At 35.9% G+C, this 18,349-nt stretch carries 8 protein-coding genes and 1 pseudogene; 8 read left to right on the top strand and 1 reads right to left on the bottom strand.

Going from position 1 to position 18,349, the window contains the following annotated elements; genetic code table 11:
• Nucleotides 1–387: 387 nt before the first annotated feature.
• Nucleotides 388–2,760 (bottom strand): TonB-dependent receptor, encoded by a 2,373-nt coding sequence (locus tag JGH11_RS13470; RefSeq protein ID WP_201112635.1) that lies wholly within the window; start codon nucleotides 2,758–2,760, stop codon nucleotides 388–390.
• Nucleotides 2,761–3,030: 270 nt separating this feature from the next.
• Between JGH11_RS13470 and JGH11_RS13465 the strand changes: the two are divergent.
• The 8 genes and pseudogenes from JGH11_RS13465 (at nucleotide 3,031) to JGH11_RS13430 (ending at nucleotide 18,223) form a co-directional block, all read left to right on the top strand.
• Nucleotides 3,031–3,495, top strand: a pseudogene (locus tag JGH11_RS13465) (TspO/MBR family protein).
• A 341-nt stretch (nucleotides 3,496–3,836) separates the two neighbouring features.
• Nucleotides 3,837–5,843: a thioredoxin domain-containing protein gene (locus tag JGH11_RS13460; protein ID WP_201112633.1), complete on the top strand. Its 2,007-nt coding sequence runs from the start codon at nucleotides 3,837–3,839 to the stop codon at nucleotides 5,841–5,843.
• A 416-nt stretch (nucleotides 5,844–6,259) separates the two neighbouring features.
• Complete coding sequence (locus JGH11_RS13455) at nucleotides 6,260–6,844, top strand: RNA polymerase sigma-70 factor (RefSeq protein ID WP_201112631.1); 585 nt, start codon at nucleotides 6,260–6,262, stop codon at nucleotides 6,842–6,844.
• A 51-nt stretch (nucleotides 6,845–6,895) separates the two neighbouring features.
• Nucleotides 6,896–7,891 carry a FecR family protein gene (locus JGH11_RS13450; RefSeq protein ID WP_201112629.1) on the top strand — a complete coding sequence of 332 codons (996 nt, stop codon included), beginning with the start codon at nucleotides 6,896–6,898 and terminating at the stop codon, nucleotides 7,889–7,891.
• Between the two features lie 191 nt (nucleotides 7,892–8,082).
• Nucleotides 8,083–11,337, top strand: coding sequence for a TonB-dependent receptor (locus JGH11_RS13445; protein WP_201112627.1), 3,255 nt, complete (start codon nucleotides 8,083–8,085; stop codon nucleotides 11,335–11,337).
• A gap of 10 nt (nucleotides 11,338–11,347) precedes the next feature.
• Nucleotides 11,348–12,772: a RagB/SusD family nutrient uptake outer membrane protein gene (locus JGH11_RS13440; protein WP_201112625.1), complete on the top strand. Its 1,425-nt coding sequence runs from the start codon at nucleotides 11,348–11,350 to the stop codon at nucleotides 12,770–12,772.
• A gap of 103 nt (nucleotides 12,773–12,875) precedes the next feature.
• Nucleotides 12,876–14,315: a hypothetical protein gene (locus JGH11_RS13435; RefSeq protein WP_201112623.1), complete on the top strand. Its 1,440-nt coding sequence runs from the start codon at nucleotides 12,876–12,878 to the stop codon at nucleotides 14,313–14,315.
• 2 nt (nucleotides 14,316–14,317) lie between these two features.
• The gene (locus JGH11_RS13430) at nucleotides 14,318–18,223 is read left to right on the top strand and encodes an amylo-alpha-1,6-glucosidase (RefSeq protein ID WP_201112621.1); all 3,906 of its coding nucleotides are present in this window, start codon (nucleotides 14,318–14,320) and stop codon (nucleotides 18,221–18,223) included.
• Nucleotides 18,224–18,349 lie beyond the last annotated feature (126 nt).

The raw sequence follows: 18,349 nt of genomic DNA, 5'->3' as shown, positions 1-18,349 counted from the left end.
GTATAAAAAGAGGTATAAAAATGGATAACTTTAGTCTAAGATTTGTTTTTGATAGAAAAAAGAGGCTAACTCTACTAATAAACAGGGCTTGCTACAAATTGAAGTTAGAGAAAAAGGAACGTCTAATAAAGTTTTTATTTCTACAGGTATAAAATTACTCTCTCATCAATTCATAAAAAAGAAAGGAGAAATAATTAGAGATGTGGAAGCTTTTTCTCTCTCGGACAGATGTAAAAGTTTGCAAGATATAAAAAGGATGGGATAAAGGGCCGGAGGAATCTGTTATCTCAGTCGTTACATTTATTGAAAATGAATTAAAGAGACGTGATCCTTCCTTAACTGTAATAGCTCAAAATAAATCACTAATGAAAAAGAAATGTTCTTATTCTAAAACTCAAATGTAACTCCAATTGTAGGAACTATTGTTGAGCTTGTACGTTTCAATGTTTTCATTTCGTATCTCTGCTCTTCTATCGGAGCCTCAGGATTTATAATATTACCCGTACTCAGTACTACATCCTGATTTTTGAACGAACTACCTGTGATATTTTGCAAATCGACATAAAGTCCGATCATAAAATTTTTTATATAAAAAGTTTTATCGGCTCTTATATCCAATTGCGTATATGAAAAGCTTCTTTTAGCATTGTATTGTTTATAATCGAAATACGGTTTACCCAATGCGTTCCAAGCAACAACGAATGATGATTTATCAGTATCATAAGGTGTATAAGGCGCCCCTCCAATTGATTTTATTTTTGCTCCTATACTCCAGTTTCGTGGAAGATAGTAGGTCCCTGTCAAATTAAAGATGAAACCATTGTCCCATGCCGAAGCGACCGATTCTCCGTCAAGTTTATCAAATTGGCTCTTGAATAGTGTAAAAGAAGACGAAACATTTACTTTACGCATAACGAGCCATCTGGCCAGCAATTCAACTCCATAACTTTTCCCTTTCGATTTTGAAATAAGATACTCATTACCAATCACCCCATAATCATCCCCTTTGCTCATAAGAGGAATTCCATCCTCAATGGATAAAGGCATTTTGTCATAATGTTTGTAGAAACCCTCCAAAGATATTTCAATATTCTTACGAAGCGTAAAATTGAACCCTCCCGACAGTTGCTCTACTCTCATATATTCCAAATCTTTATTTACATATACTCCGTCATTATTCTTAAAACCTAAAGCAGTGAGGGGAGGTAATTGAAAATAACGACCTACATTGACGCTTGCATTTAAATTGTTTATAAGATTGTATGACAGAGATAAACGTGGTGAAACTTGCTGATAAATTTTATTTGTACTTGAAGAATACGAAGCCGCATCAGCTCTTAGTCCCAATGAAGCTTTAAATTTTTCGTTTGACGAAATATAATCAATATTAGAGAATACTCCCCACTTGGCAAAGTCCAACTTAGTATCATAATTCCAATTCACATCTTTCCCTTCAAGATAGAGTAGCTGAAAACTTTTATTATCGTATTGGACATAATCAAGGTTCAAACCTGCATTAATCTTCCAATTCCCCAGACGAGCTAAATTCTCGAATCTAAATTTAGATTCCTGCTCCAATGATTTGTACTTTAACCTTAAATTATCAGGATCGCTTTCATCGTTATCTTGATACTTTACATTACGATTGTTCAAATAACTATGGCTCAAAACAAGGGTCTGCGTATTAATTTTGCTGTAATGCTTATATACAGCACCCAAAGTAAAAGTTTCCTGCTTTATCGTGGGGAGATATCCGAGTATGTATTCGGCATCATCAGAGGTTGCTCTATCATTGAGCTTCATATCATCCAAACCTCCTAAGCCTATAAATGTGAGTTCATGAACAGGAGAGAATCTTGTTTTTATTTTAAATAAGGCATCATTATATGTAGGCAAAAAAGGCAATCCTATCATATCAAAAAGAAATTCAAGATAAGAGCGTCTGACTGATACGAGGTATGTGGTTTTCTTACCTAAAGGTCCATTAAGTGCTACAGATGCTTCTGATGCCCCCATCGTTGCTTTGAAGGATAATTTTTCAGGATTGCCATCACTTAGTTTAAAATCTAAAACTGAACTCAAGGCATCACTACTATATGAAGGAAAAGCTGCCGTATAAAAATTCACTTCTCTTATAAAGTCTGCATTTATAATGCTCATAGGTCCCCCCGATGCCCCTTGTGTGCTAAAATGGTTTATATTTGGTATTTCTATACCTTCTATATAAAAGCTGTTTTCGGCAGGTCCTCCACCCCTTACGACTAAATCATTTCGATAACCGGATGGAGAGAAAGATACTCCGGGATAAGATTGTACAATCCGGGAGATATCACGGTTCGCTCCCGGACTTTTTTCTATTTCCTGCGAACTGATTATGTGCAAACCGACAGGGCTTTCAGTTGTGCGTCTAAATGGAGACGGGTAAACATTTACTGCAGCCACTTCATTGATACTTTCTTCAAGTTCTATATTCACATATAAATCATTTACTGTTAAAAGGTATTCAGGCGTTATTTCTGTTTTATATCCAATAAAAGATACCTGAAGGGTATAAGCTCCCGGATTCAGATTACTTATCGAAAAATATCCGGTCGAGTCGGTTTGAGTTCCAATTGTTGTTCCTTTTATTATTACACTGGCATAGCTAACTGGCAAACGATCACCCTTATCTATCACTGATCCTTTAATGGAATGTTTTTGTTGAGCAAAAATCCCCACTGATACAATTAATAAAAGAAATATAATTGAGTATGTTTTCATTGTCATATATCTGCATATAATATAAAAATCAGCCTTATAGGTAAAGATAATATTTAATCGATTAATAAAATAGTATTACTCCTAGCAAAATATCAATAATAAAGTTATTAGAATGGTATGCTTGGTCCCAAGATAATTTACACTCATTCTAGAGTTATATTAAACAATCAGAAGTCAACTATGTTTAAGAAGCTTTGAAGGAGATAATTTTATTATATTTATGATTCCAGAAAAAGAGAGTAGAATATTCTAATTATATCAAAGATCCTTATGAAAAAGTACTTTAATATATTATTTTCAATATTGATCTGTTTTTTAGTCTGATTTACGGCTAGTTATTTCCAGTCTGATTCTATACAATCTTGGTATCCATATCTTAATAAATCCTATTTAACTCCTCCTAATTATATTTTCCCAATAGCTTGGAGTGTAATTTACATATGTATGGGAACTTCTATAGGACTTATTCTGAATTCGGATAGTTTGCAAAAGAAACTATTGGTCTTGTATTTTGGAATACAATTGTTTTTCAATTTTACATGGAGCCTTTCATTTTTTTATTTGCAGAATCCTTTGTTGGGTTTTATAAATATAATTCTGTTAGATGTAGTTGTTTTATACTATGCTTTTAAAAGTTTTCTGGTACAGAGAACAAGTGCAATATTATTCATTCCATATATTTTATGGTTAATCCTTGCTACTTATTTAAATGCATATGTTTTGTTAAATAATTAAGTATGTAATGGCTCAAACACCCAATATTAACCTTTTAGGTGTAATATTAGGCTTTTTTCTTAACCGCATAAGATACATCACTGTATAACAATATGTTACCCGCTTAAATCTACAAACTGTCCATATGAGTCCTCAACTAAGTTTATTCCTATAAATCCAGAGTGTCATATAGTTCAATTGATTGTAATATCTCTAATATTTTCGTAACTTCGAAAGACATTATTTATTGAATTTAACAATAACAGTCAGTTTTTCTTTTACACTTTTAAATATGCCACAGTTTAAAGTATTTCACTTGTGGTCATTTAACTTTATTCGAGAATCTTTTAAAATCATTTTTCATGAATGAGCTTCAATATGAAAGTAGCCCTTACCTACTACAACACGCCCAAAATCCTGTCAATTGGAAAGCTTGGAACGATAATAGTCTGGAATTGGCAAAGAATACAAACAAACTCATTATTGTAAGTATTGGCTATTCGACTTGCCATTGGTGTCATGTTATGGAACATGAAAGTTTCGAAGATCAAGGCGTTGCAATGCTTATGAATGACTACTTCGTTTCGATAAAAGTAGACAGGGAGGAACGTCCCGATATCGATGCTCATTATATGAAAGCTGTACAATCCATGAGCCAGCGTGGGGGATGGCCTCTTAATGTTGTTTGCTTGCCTGATGGCAGACCTATATGGGGAGGAACATATTTTAGGAAACATGATTGGATAGATGCTTTAACGAAACTACATCTGTTTTTTATTGAGAATCCGGAAGAGCTATATAACTATGCCGAAAAATTAGATCAGAATATTGTTAATACGGGGAAAGCTCCTGTTAAAACAGAAGAAAAGAGCGATTTTGATTTACCAAGTCTGATTGAGGCTTGGTATCATCATTTCGATCGAGTGTATGGAGGCTATGGCCGAGCTCCTAAGTTTATGATTCCTAATAGCCTGATTTTTTTGCAGAGATACAGCTATCTTAAAAGTGATAATATTGGCCTTGATTTTATAGACTTGACACTAACCCGTATGGCTTGGGGTGGCTTGTTCGATACTGTGCAAGGCGGATTTTCGAGATATTCAGTCGATGAACAATGGCATATTCCTCATTTCGAGAAAATGCTTTACGATAATGCTCAACTTCTATCCCTTTATGCCGATGGGTATAAACGGACAAAGAATCCTTTATACAAAGAAGTTCTTGAGAAAACAATAGATTTTATAACGGGTGAGTGGAGCAATGGTGAAGGCGGATTTTACTCCGCTTATGATGCCGACAGTTTGAATGAGTCTGGAAAATTGGAAGAAGGGGCATTCTATAGTTGGATTGAGACAGAACTGGAGAACGTAATAGGAGTAGCGGACTTTTCTGTTTTTAAAGGAGTATTCAACATCTACCCTCAAAAGATATGGGAAGATAAATACGTTTTGCATCAAACAGAAACACTGGATAAAATAGCAGTTAAATATAAACTTTCTCTAGAGGAACTCCTTCACAAGAAGAGAGAATGGGAAGAACGATTAAAGAGCGAGCGAGAAAAACGATCAAAACCTCGATTGGATGATAAAACGCTGACAAGTTGGAATGCAATGCTTATTGTCGGATTCTTAGATGCTTATAGTGCTTTAGGAAACAAGGAATATTTAGCATTAGCTAAGAATATTTATCAATTCATCAATCAAAAGCTTGTTGACATAAAGCTAAATCTAAAGCATACTTATAAAGGAGGGAAAGCGACGATAGATGGATTCTTGGAAGATTATGCTTTTTACATCTCTGCATTGATTGCTCTGTACGAGTACACACTTAATACTGACTATCTGATCCAGGCAAAGGAGATCACAGATAAAGTAGTTGATGATTTTCTTGATGAGAAAAGTAAATTCTTTTTCTTTAATAAAAAAGATAATAGCGAATTAATCCATAATACAATAGAAACTGACGATGGTGTTATTCCTTCCGCAAACTCTCAGATGGTTCACAATCTTTTAAAACTTGGATTAATCTTTGGAGATACAAACTATAATAATATCGCCGAATATATGCTCGATACGATGAAGCATAATATCGGATATGCTCCCTATTATTCGAACTGGCTGTCAGCCGAACTATATAATTCAGAGCCAGCAGAACTTTTAATAAGTGGAGAAAACGCTTTGGAAGAAGTTCTGAAAATCAGGCAGAATATTATAACTAGAACTTTCATATTAGGCAGCAAAAGTGATACAGATATCCCTTATTTTAGAGGAAAGTTCAGAATGCATAGGACACAATTTTTTTATTGCACTGAGCGTATCTGTATGCAACCTCAAACATCAAATGAGTTTTTAAAAGAAAGCAAACTTTAATTTCTATATTCTCAGAATTATGTAGCTAAGGCTACTTTTAATACTCTGAAATCATATAAGTTAATCTAATCTATGAGCAGACAGAAAACAAAACAATAAAAATGCCGCCTAGCTTTTTTCTCTAAAATAGTTAGGATATCCATTTTTTGTCTTAAATCCTCGCTTTGCTACTGATAAAAGAGGAATTATCTAATTTTCAATCGTATCTTTGCTAAGTACTTTGTACATGTAAGAAGCGTTTTTATTTGTTTTTTAGGAATTATAAAATTAACGCTCCCTTGTTTATGTATAGCAATCTAGTTAAGTACTAAAAAATCAAGATGCCTTCAATAAATGTTTCAATTAAACAAAGCAGCAAGTAAATTTAACTACCGATTCGCATTATTAAATTTATAGTTAGTAAGAATATCATGGACATGGACAACGAAGAACTTGTAGCGGCTATCATTAGAGGATCTGAAGATGCATTCAAGATCATATTTAACAATTATTACCAAGGATTAGTTCGCTTTGCATTCTCATATACCAATGACATTCATATAGCAGAAAATATAGTACAAGAGTCATTTATTCTTCTTTGGCAGAAGCATGAAGAAATAGATGAAGACTCTAACATCCAAGCTTTCTTAATACGTATTGTTAAGCTAAAAGTTTGGAATCATATTGAAAAACAACGTCGGCGAATTATTATCCAGAAAGGCATATACGATGATATTGTACGTGAGATGAATCTGAAACTTTATACTTTAGATACAATAAATACGACATCGCTATATATAGACGAAATCAAACAAATAATAGCCCGAACATTAGAAGAGTTACCTGAGTTAACCCGCAATATTTTTACACTGAGCAGGGAAGAATACTTATCAAACAAACAAATTGCAGAAAAAATAAATCTTTCTGAAAAAAGCGTAGAATACCATATTTCAAACACTTTAAAACGACTTCGAATCTCTCTATCCTCATATTTAAAAAGCATTATTTTATTCAATCTGTAAAAAAAAATCATTTTCTTTTAGGGATAGATGAGTTTCATCAAATATATAAGTATGGATGACATTCAAATATTAAAATATCTAAAAGGAGAAACTACTCCTCAGGAAAAAAAAATGTTTCTTGACTGGATAGACGAATCAGATGAGAACATGGCTTATTATCGTAATATACGAGAGTTGTGGGATATGTCTCTTCTTACAGGTGATTATACAAATATTAATAATGAGGAAGCCTTTATTAAAATAAAGAGTGAGATTTTTGATAAACAAGAGAACGAAAAACCTAGACGCCGTTCTATACCAGGTATTTTGATCAATATTGGAAAAATCGCAGCTGTAGCAATAATAGCGATATTGGTTTCCCAATATTTTTATCAGATAAATGAAAATAAGAACTATGTTGGTTATAATAATATAGAAGTACCTATCGGAGACCGTGTAAAAATTTTACTGCCTGATGGTTCTACCGTATGGTTAAATTCGGGTACAAGAATATCATACCCTGAAAAATTTACAGGAGATCAACGTATTGTAACATTGAATGGGGAAGCCCAGTTTGAAGTTACAAAAAATGAAAAGAAACCATTTGTCGTAGAGACGTCACATCACTCCGTTAAAGTACTAGGGACTGTTTTTAATGTTTATGCTTATAACAATAGTGACCTATTTGAGGCTACATTACTAGAGGGGTCTATTTGGCTTGAAAATAAAGATAATAAACAAGAAATTATAAAGATGAGACCAGGTCAGCAAGCTATTTTTGATAAGGCAACTCATAAAATGATTATACATGATGATATTAAATCAGATAACCTGGCTTTATGGATATCCGGATATTTTTCATTTGACAAGATAAAATTCAGTGAGATGTTAGAAAGGTTAGGACAATACTATAATAAAAAGATAGAAATAAGAAATTCTCAGATATCGGACTACGAATGTACCGGTAAATTTAAATCAGGGGAGCCACTTGAACATATACTGAATGTAGTAAATGTCAGTAAACCTTTTAAATATAAAATTACTGAAAAACATATAATTATATACTAACCTAAAAAAAATGCCTATGTAACAAAACCGCTTAAAAAAAAGAGCGGGTAGATGTTCGCACCATCTTCCCGCCCAGGAATTCACTGTGTCAAACTTAGATTTTAAAACAATGAAAAAACAAAATTATGAAAAATCTTAATCTAATACATGTTTTCATTCAAAGAAAACAATTAATTCAAATTATTTTATTTATGAAACTTTTCATTATGTTTTTCCTATTAGGGACATCATCCCTATTTGCGATAGAGGTAAACTCCCAGACAATGAAAGTTAGCATTCATCACAATAACTCTAAAATATCAGAGATATTAAATGATATTGAAAATCAAAGTGATTATCTTTTCTTTTATAACCATAAAGAAATCAAATCTGACACCAAAGCTTCCATCAATGTTGAGGATAAAACCGTATCATACGTTCTGGACAAGCTATTTAAAGATACAGATGTGAAATATTCTATGCTAAACAATCATATTGTTTTATCTACAAACATCTCAATAAATACTGTAATAAAAAATGGTGAAAAACAACAAAGTAAAGAAATTACAGGAACGGTAAAAGATGAAAATAGCGAACCCTTAGCCGGAGTTACAGTTCTCGTAAAAGGCACTACATCGGGAACGGTTACAGATGAGAATGGAAAATTTATGATTCGTGTTCAGAACAATCAATCAATAACACTCATTTTTTCATTATTGGGATTTATCGTTCAGGAAGTAAAAGTAGGAGATAAAACAGAAGTACACGTCATGATGCAGGAAGATCAAAAGCTACTTGATGAAGTGATTGTGGTCGGTTACGGTACACAGAAACGGTCAGACTTAATTGGATCAGTAGCCTCTGTGTCTCAAAAGGACTTAGGAGGACGAGCTACATTAACAGTCCAGGATGCATTGCAGGGAAAAGTTCCTGGAGTAATGGTATCTCAAAATAATGGACAGCCGGGTAGTACACCAACTGTTCGTATCCGTGGTATTGGAACCCTGAATAATAATGATCCTTTGTATATCGTTGATGGTGTTCCAATATCGAACGGTGCAGATATAATAAATAATAAAGACATAGAGTCTATCGAGATATTGAAAGATGCAGCATCCGCTTCCATTTATGGTTCACGGGCGGGCAACGGAGTAATCATTATTACCACAAAAAAAGGTATGTCCGGTAAGCCAACTGTTTTCTATGATGGAAATATCGGATATCATGAAGCCTCCAAACAATTGGATCTATTGAATGCCAAGGACTTTGCTATGATCAGTGATGAAGCTTTAGTAAATGGCGGAAAAGATCCTTATTGGAAAGGATCAACAGGAAGAGCTGATACTGATTGGCAATCAAAAATATTCCGCAAAGGTTTGATACATAGCCATTCTGTTGGTGTCAGAGGGGGTAAGCAGGACATTCGCTATTATTTGGCGGCTGGATACGATGATCAGCAAGGTACTCTTAGGGAAACTAACTATAACAGATACAGCATAAAATCCAATTTAGATGTTAACGTGAGTAAGCGTTTGATCGTAGGCATGAACCTCAGTTATCTTTACAGTACAAGCCTTGATATTGAACAGGGTGCAAACAGTGTATTAATGAATGCTGTTAGGATGCCGGCAACAGTTCCTGCTTACAATGAAGATGGAACATTAGGTTATCCTGTGGGTAATGAAGGTGATGGGCAAAACCCAATTGGCTATGCTAAACGTTCCAAGTCGCGTAGTAATTCAGCCAGGGGATTGGTAAATATCTATGCCAAATATGAATTCTTTAAAGGGCTCCTTCTTCATTCCAATTTCAGTGCTGATATATGGAATGGTGATTATTCTCGCTTTTCGCCAACATTTAATGAAGGAAATGCAAAGAATCAGATAGCATCACTCTCGGAATCATATAGTAAAAACAAAAATATCACGTTTGAAAATACTTTATCATATAATAAAACACTTGATAAAGCACATCAAATTTCTGCGCTGATTGGTCAATCAATAATTACCTTCGATGAGAAGTCCACTTCCGCTTCAAAAAAAGGATTTATTTCTAATGATGAAAACATGCGTTACTTTAATGCCGGAACTGAACAAGATCAGGTGTCGGGAAGCAGAGGTGACTGGGCACTGCTTTCATATTTCGGACGGGTGAATTACAATTTCGATAACAGATACCTTTTTCAATTTAATGTTCGCACAGACGGATCTTCACGTTTTGGACCTAATAATAAATGGGGAGTATTTCCTTCTGTAGCTCTTGGTTGGCGTCTGTCAGAAGAGAAATTCTTGAAAAATACAAATTGGTTGAGTAATCTGAAATTACGGGCAAGCTATGGAGCTTTGGGTACAATGCCTTCCTCTTATTATGGTTTTACATCCAGTTTAAATCAGTCAAAATATATTCTTGGAACTTCGCAAAATGTCGTGATAGGCTATCATCCCGGCAGTACAAATAATGATGACTTCAAATGGGAAACAACCTATCAAACCAATGCAGGCGTGGATGTAGGTTTGTGGGATAATAAATTATCGTTTACAATCGAATATTTTAATAAATACACCAAAGATATTCTTCAAACACTACCAATTCCGGGTATCGCCGGTACAGGCAGTAGTTTAACAAATATAGGGGAAATGAGAAATAGAGGAGTCGAAGTTACAGTAAATTACACAAACCAAATCAATGGATTTAATTATTACATAAGTGGTAACATAGCTACATTGAATAATAAGATCATGAAGCTGTTTGATAATGATGCGCCAATATCCTCAGGTAATTGCCGTACTGAAGTGGGGCGCAGTATTGGGGAATTTTATGGCTATGTCACTGATGGGTTGTTCCAAAATCAGGCGGAAATTGACGCATATAAATTGCAGCCTTTAGCAAAGCCGGGTGATGTGCGCTTCAAAGATACAGATGGAAATGGAAAACTAGACGCAGAGGATATGGACTTTCTGGGTAGCCCAATTCCGTCTGTTACTTACAGTCTAAATCTGGGATGCGACTACAAAAACATAGATTTATCATTGTCTTTGTTAGGCGTTGGTGGAAACAAAATATATTATTCAGGAAGATCCTATTTGATAAATGGTGGAAATACCTTTAATAAATCAACCGAAATATTGAACCGTTGGCAAAAAGAAGGAGATAAGACTTCCATTCCACGTGTATCCGTAACTAATGCAAATGATAATTTCCGCCGTTCAGATTTGTTCATAGAGGATGGTTCTTATTTACGTCTGGGCAATATTCAATTAGGATATTCAGTTAGTTCTCAATGGCTAAATAAGATAGGGTTTCAAACCATGCGCATGTATATTTCAGCAAATAACCTGGTAACATTCACAAAGTATAAAGGTTATGATCCTGAAATAAGTATTTCCAACGCACTTAATGGAGGTAATGATCAGATAACATATCCTGTTCCTCGCACAGTTCTTTTCGGATTAAGTTTTACACTTTAAAATTTTAGACATGAAAAAATATATATCAATAGTGCTTATTCTCGCACTTATATTTATTGGATGTAATGATTTATTAGATAAAGAACCCTATGGATCTTTTTCGGCTTCTTCTTTCTACAAAACAGAAAGCGAGGCTGTTATGGCTGTTAATTCCATTTACGATCAGTTACAAAATGGGAATGTTTACAGTACATTCGGTCTTATGATACGTAATGTCTGGTCAGACGATGCAGAAAAAGGAGGCGGAGGTCCCGGTGATACACCTCAACTAGAAGAATTCAATAGCTTTCAGATACTTTTGTCGAACAGTCTTGTAGATGGAACATGGAATGCCATGTATGCCGGTATTTTCCGTGCTAACACAGTAATAGAAAAGGTAGGGGGAATGACTGATTTCAACCTTAAAAACCGACTATTGGGAGAAGCTAAATTTTTACGGGCATTATATTATTTCAATTTGGTTACTCATTTTAATGGTGTTCCATTAGTTACTTCTACTGACGTTTCGCAATTGAAAACCATTACACGATCACCCGCACAAGACATATGGAGTATGATCGAAACAGATTTACTAGATGCCATAAACTCGCTTCCTCTAGCTTATGATGCCTCTGATGTTGGTAGGGCTACCAAAGGTTCTGCGCAAGGTCTGCTCGGAAGAACCTATTTATTTACAAAACAGTGGCAGAAAGCAGCTGATGTGTACTCCGAAGTTATTAATTCAAACACATACCAATTAATGGATGACTACTCTGTTAATTTTTTGGATAAAGAAGGGGATAATTTACCTGAATCTGTTTTTGAAGTTCAGTTTGCCTCTGGAACGGGAAGTACATCCAATAGCTTTGAATATCATGGATGGGTTAGGCCACGTGATGTTCCATCTATTGGATGGGGTGGTAATGGATTTGTACTTCCTACACAGTCTTTAGCCGATGCTTTCGAACCAGAAGATTCTCGTCGCAAAGCTACACTTTTAAATGATGGAGATGAGGCTTTTGGTACAACATACAGTTCTTCATGGAGTCCAACAGGACATAATACCAGAAAGTATATTTACGGACCTGAGGTCATTCATCAAGAAGCAGATGCCAATTTCAAAGTTATCCGTTATTCCGAAATTCTTTTGGGTTATGCCGAAGCGATTTCAAACGGAGCAAACGGTAAAGCCAACATTACAGGACTAGAAGCCTTAAATAAGGTTCGACGTAGGGCCGGACTCGATGATATTGCAACATTATCTTTTAATTCTATCGTTCAAGAACGCAGGGTTGAGTTTGCACTAGAAGCTGTGCGTTTCTTCGATCTTGTACGTTGGGATATTGCCAAAGATGTATTAGGTCCTAATTTTGATGTTAATCATGATGAATATATGCCTATACCTCTAAACGAGATTTTATTGAATCCTAATTTGGAGCAGAATCCTGGATATTGATATTCCTAAATCTAACAAACAGGCAAGCCTATTGTTTTACATCCAGCTTGCCTGTATTCTCCATTTTTAATTAAAGAATTTTTATACTTAACATTTATTAAACATGAATGCAAGGAATGTTATATTCTTATTATTGCTAATCCTTTCTGCTTGCAAAGAACAGAAGGAAAGCCGAATCGAAGGAGATTACGAACTTAATACTCTATTAGAGGAAGATACAAAGATATATTTTTCCGGCTCTCGCCAAAGCGAAAAACAAGCATATTTACAGGTAGAACAAGGCGGAATTCATTTGATATTACAAGAAGGGAAACAAATAACATTGCTTAAAACCATAAAGGGTGAAATATCTTATCCTTGCTCTGTCCGTATCCTAAGAAATGGTAGTTATTTTCGCTTTTGGGTAGGTAATCTTACAGCATGGATACGTGGTCCTTTAGGCGAGTGGAAAGGAGTATATGAACCATCAGACAACGAAGTTTACGCCATAAATAAAAAAGATAAATATCCCGAACAGTTTATCGTAAAAAAACGCGAATGGATGACTCCCGCACCTCAAACAACCATTGCTTATGGACCCGAAGGTTCTTTCTATGAATCTCAGGTCATTCCCGGATCCATACTTGAATACGAAGATAAATATTACATGTACCTAATGACTGGAATGAAAGGTGAACAGGAAGGTAGCTCGCGGCGAAACATTGGTCTTGCAGTAAGTGAAACTTTGTCAAATTGGACTGTTCTGCCACAGCCTGTGATCAAGTATGAGGATACATCTTATGATAACCTTTATGTCAACGGTTCTGTTGTCACACCCGATGGAAAGATAGCAGTCATGTTTTCCGCGCAGTCGTTTCCCGAATGGAAAGGTTTTATGTTGGCAATAGCTGATCGTCCCGAAGGACCATTTACGTTATACCAAGACAATCCTGTTTATAAACATGAAAACGCAGCCCACGAATTTGATCTCGTAGATTTGAAGGATAAACGGATAGAATACCGGGGCCAAGAATACCGTTATATCCTATTTTATGCCGGTTTTACTCCCAAGCCAAAGAAGAACCTTGCCGGAGATAAGGGATACTTACTCTATAGCAACAATCTGTTGAATTGGGTTAGCCATATTGATAATCCTGTTTTTGAACCTGAAACAAAAGATAACTGGGATGCAGCTCATGTACGCCCTCGTTCACTGAACAGGATTGGCGACTACTGGTATTTATGGTACGAAGGTGTTAACAGTTGGACTCCACCCGGGATGAAAGGTGATACATGGTACGATGTCATTGGACTTGCACGTTCTAAAGATCTCGTTCATTGGGAATATCATCCACGCAATCCTGTTCTTGCAACTGCCGGACAAGATGAAAATATCTGTGGATATTCATGGACAGGCTGGCCTCGAATGGTAATCAAAGACGAAATGGCATGGGTGTTTTATTGTGGGCACCATAAGAAAAATGTATCAACCACATACAAAACTATTCCAGTGAAAAATTTAACCGACTGGACAAGTGATTTTTTAATAGATGAAAAACAGTAGATATGAGAAATATTTTATTTTGTATTATATTCTTTGGGCTGGTAGGACTTCCTCTTTTAGCTCAAGAATCGACAAGAGACTTAGTAGATGAAAGCCGTATAGACAAACGTCACTGGCAGTATTTTGGTTGGGAAGAAGATCATCCTAAAGCCATATCATTAATGGGTGGGGGCGTTTATCCGCGTCGTCCACGCTTAGATAAAAACGATGACCATAGTTGGGAGTTTAGTCGCAAAGCATGGCATAAAAATAGCGCTGATCCTGTATTTTTTTTGCTGAGTGTTGACGGCTCGGAGCCTTACTATCCGGACGAGACCTCTCCATTCAGGCGAAAGATAATCCACTGGAGCCTTGCTGAAAATTATTTGCCTTTCCCTGTTTCAGTATGGGAAAAGGATGGGATTGAAATAAAGATTACACACGTAGGGAAGAGATTATTGAATCATAGTGTTAATGCAGTTTATACACAAGTAAAATTAACAAATACTAGTGAGACTGCACATAAAACACAATTGATAATTAATGGGAATAAAGTACAGGAAAGAGTTTTTTCTCTCCAGTCAGCAAACTTACAAAAGAGGGATGCAAACCAAGTATTTCTTTCCACAGACATTTCCGCTGGTGAAAGCGTAGTATATGAATTTGTTTTACCCGCAAATGGAGAAGGTAATATCCAGTCAATCCTTGATGAAGGAGGTTTTGACAAACAGTATACATCTGAAAAAGAAATAATTGACAGGCGACTGGAACAATTCACTCATCCGGTTTCTCTTCCATATGAAGAACTGATAAACCTTTGGAAAACAAGTCAAATGAATATGTGGAATGCTACTGTGAAAACACCTGTGGATTATGAACAGCGCGGTAGTGGCGGAAATGTTTACGGTTTCTACCAATACGACCGTGTATTTGACCACGATGTTCCCGATATGGCTATTCAATATATTATAGAAGGAAACTGGGATGTTGCCCGCCAAATCATGAATGGAGCTACCTATGAACGTCTCTCGAAAGGGCTACTCGAAAAAGAAAAGTATAATGATGCCATACCCAAATATCTGATAACTATGGCTCAATACTTGCAAGTAACAGGAGATAAAGCATTTTTTACAAAAAAATTAATAGAAAAATTGAAACGTTGCGCTCGTGCTGTTCAGGACATGCGCAAGGATCAACTTAGTCCCGATTTAGAAGAGAAACGAGCTTACGGATTAATATTAAAAGGCAGCACACTTGACAATGGGAGTGAATATCTGATTGTCGATAATTTTGCAGCTCTGCATGGATTAGCTGCTTATATATATATATGTAACCAACTCGGACAAGTCACTGAAGCGAAATGGGCACAAACTGAGATGGAAGATTTGAATAACTGCCTGAACAAATCTTTGGACATTTCCATGGAAGAGTCCGGGACAGACTGGTATAATGCGTGTTTTTCGTTCGATTATGATTCTGTCCTCGTCAGCGGACCAGGTAACTGGTTCGGAACCACTTTAATGATGCCCACTTTTCCATGGAATGCTTATTTGAAAGGCTTTGATTTAGGAGGTACATGGAAAAATCATTTTGACCCTTCCGTTGAAAGATGGTTGGAAGAAACCCGTAATTTCGGTTGTGAGCCGGGGTCTTTCGGAGCTTGGTGGGGAGCTAAGTATGGATCTATATATAACCCTGGAATGGCAATGCCTTTGCTTATTTCTGATAAACATCGTACTTTGGTTGCACAATCTATCGAGTGGTTACTAGATAACCAATCTTCACCCTACCATTGGGGAGAAAGTTTTCACAAGCCACAGCCTGCTTCAGACTGGACTCGTCCGGAAGTAGATTTAGAAACGTGGGGATTAGGGTTTATTCGTCAGGCAATGCTTCAACTTTGCATTTCCGTCCATGTAGATGGTACAATCATACTTGGGCGTGGTATTCCTGATAAATGGCTTGAATCGGGGAAACCTATTACATGGAAAAATGTTTATATTAATAATGGGAAAAAATTTGATTTCAGCATTCGCAAGGATAAAGAGATGATTTATATTAACATTTCGGGGGATGATTCCGATGGTAAAATTATTGTTGATTTACCGATGTTTAAAGGTAAGAAAATTGAAAAACCAGGGAATACCAAAGAAATAGTCATCGACCTAAAAAAACACTTAGCGGAAGAGAATTTACAGTTTGATATATCTAAAATGCCATTTAGCCGTTTTAACTCATATCTTGGTATTTCTGCAAGAAATGAAGAAGGACGAATTTATCTTCATTGTGCCAGACGTCTTTTTGGAGAAGATAAAGTATTTGAATTAAAATTCTTTCAGGAAGATAAGGTTGTGAATCCTGAAATCATTTTCAAACCCTATTGTCTTCAGTTCAAGAAAGGCTTATCGGTAGCAACTTTATATCTTAAAGGAGAAAATAGTCTGATTATAGATAGTCATGGATTAGATATTAAGATGGAACAATTTGAACTTCCCCGCAAAAATGGAGATACGCCTGAAGAATATCCATTAGCTTATGGAACGAATATAGGAAATAACCATTTTAAAATTATCTCTGTCAATGCACGGTTTTATACAGATATTCATCTTTTCAATGGCTCGGGGGAATTCCATGGGCCTATTAGGAAAAACGAACGGGGAGGTGAAATAGATCAAAAAATTCACCTTATGTTAAAAACCGATAAAGATAAAAAAATATTGAGTGAGGTACATATCGCACCATTCGAGCGGCATAAAAATTCATTCAAAGTACCAAATGTAAAAAAAGACATTTCCGAAATAAAAGCTAATTGGGAAGAAGTTCTAGAAAAAAGGCCTAACGCTCCGGACAAATATCGTACTTCCGCTATCCGTTCTTGGTATAATCTATGGTCGTCGACTGTGCCGGCAGGGGGGAATTATAAGCATCCTACAGTGGTTATGTCTATGGAATTTATGTCGTCGGTTTGGTCATGGGATCATTGTTTCAATGCATTATCCACCTCTCTTTATGATGTACAACATGGATTGAACCAATTCTTTTTACCATTTGAAGTACAGTCTTCCACCGGTGTTTTACCCGACTATGTCAATCCTGATCTCGAAATCGTTTGGGGAGTAACTAAGCCCCCTATTCACGGTTGGTGTTTTGCTAAGTTGATGGAACAAAACTCCTTGAATAAGGAAGTATTGAAGAAGGCCTATCGTCATTTGGAATTGTGGACAAAATGGTGGTTAGATTATAATGATTCTGACAGCGACGGAATACCGGATTACCCAATGGGCTGTGATAGTGGTTGGGATAATGCAACTGTGTTCGATTTAGGTTACTTCGTAGAATCTCCCGACTTGTGTGCTTTCCTGATTTTACAAATGAATACGCTTTCAAAAATTGCCACAAAATTGGGAGATCAAGAAAATTCGAACAAATGGGCTGAAAAGTCAGTCAGTTTATATGAAAAGTGGATTAATCACAGTTGGACCAAAAACGGATTTGTCGCCAAGATAAGTCATACAGATCAGTACGACATCGATCCCACTAGCCTAATAACGCTTGTGCCACTCGTGTTGGGAGACAAATTAGAACCGGCTAAACGGGACTTGATGATAACACGCCTAAAGAAACATTTTCTTACTGATTATGGGCTGGCAACAGAAAAGTACAAAGGTCCATATTATAAAGCTGATAATTATTGGAGGGGGGCAATCTGGGCTCCAAGTACTTATCTTATTATAGATGGATTATTAAAAGCAGGAGAAAAAGAGCTTGCTACAGAAATAGCCAGGCGTTTCTGTGACATGATAGCTTCGGATGCCGACGGTGACTTTGAGAATTTCGATGCATTGACAGGAAAAGGGCTCCGGGCTTCGGGTTACACATGGACATCGAGTGTAAACATACTATTGCTTAAGCTATTATCCGAATTGTAAATTCTAATATTTACAAGAGTCTATATAGCTACTATATTGATTAAATGTAAAAAACACTGAATCTTTCCGTCTCTTTTACTTTTTATTGTAGATAAAACTAATAATTGAAAAATAGTATATAGAAAC

This window comes from Dysgonomonas sp. Marseille-P4677 (assembly GCF_016652235.1).
GTDB lineage: Bacteria > Bacteroidota > Bacteroidia > Bacteroidales > Dysgonomonadaceae > Dysgonomonas.
This window is presented reverse-complemented; position numbering and strand designations above follow the sequence as displayed.

Bases quoted from the DNA above. Each gene is read 5' to 3' on its own strand.
- JGH11_RS13470 (WP_201112635.1), bottom strand. From the start codon at position 2,760: ATGAAAACATACTCAATTATATTTCTTTTATTAATTGTATCAGTGGGG.
- JGH11_RS13440 (WP_201112625.1), top strand. From the start codon at position 11,348: ATGAAAAAATATATATCAATAGTGCTTATTCTCGCACTTATATTTATT.
- JGH11_RS13445 (WP_201112627.1), top strand. From the start codon at position 8,083: ATGAAACTTTTCATTATGTTTTTCCTATTAGGGACATCATCCCTATTT.
- JGH11_RS13460 (WP_201112633.1), top strand. From the start codon at position 3,837: ATGAATGAGCTTCAATATGAAAGTAGCCCTTACCTACTACAACACGCC.
- JGH11_RS13455 (WP_201112631.1), top strand. From the start codon at position 6,260: ATGGACAACGAAGAACTTGTAGCGGCTATCATTAGAGGATCTGAAGAT.
- JGH11_RS13450 (WP_201112629.1), top strand. From the start codon at position 6,896: ATGGATGACATTCAAATATTAAAATATCTAAAAGGAGAAACTACTCCT.
- JGH11_RS13435 (WP_201112623.1), top strand. From the start codon at position 12,876: ATGAATGCAAGGAATGTTATATTCTTATTATTGCTAATCCTTTCTGCT.
- JGH11_RS13430 (WP_201112621.1), top strand. From the start codon at position 14,318: ATGAGAAATATTTTATTTTGTATTATATTCTTTGGGCTGGTAGGACTT.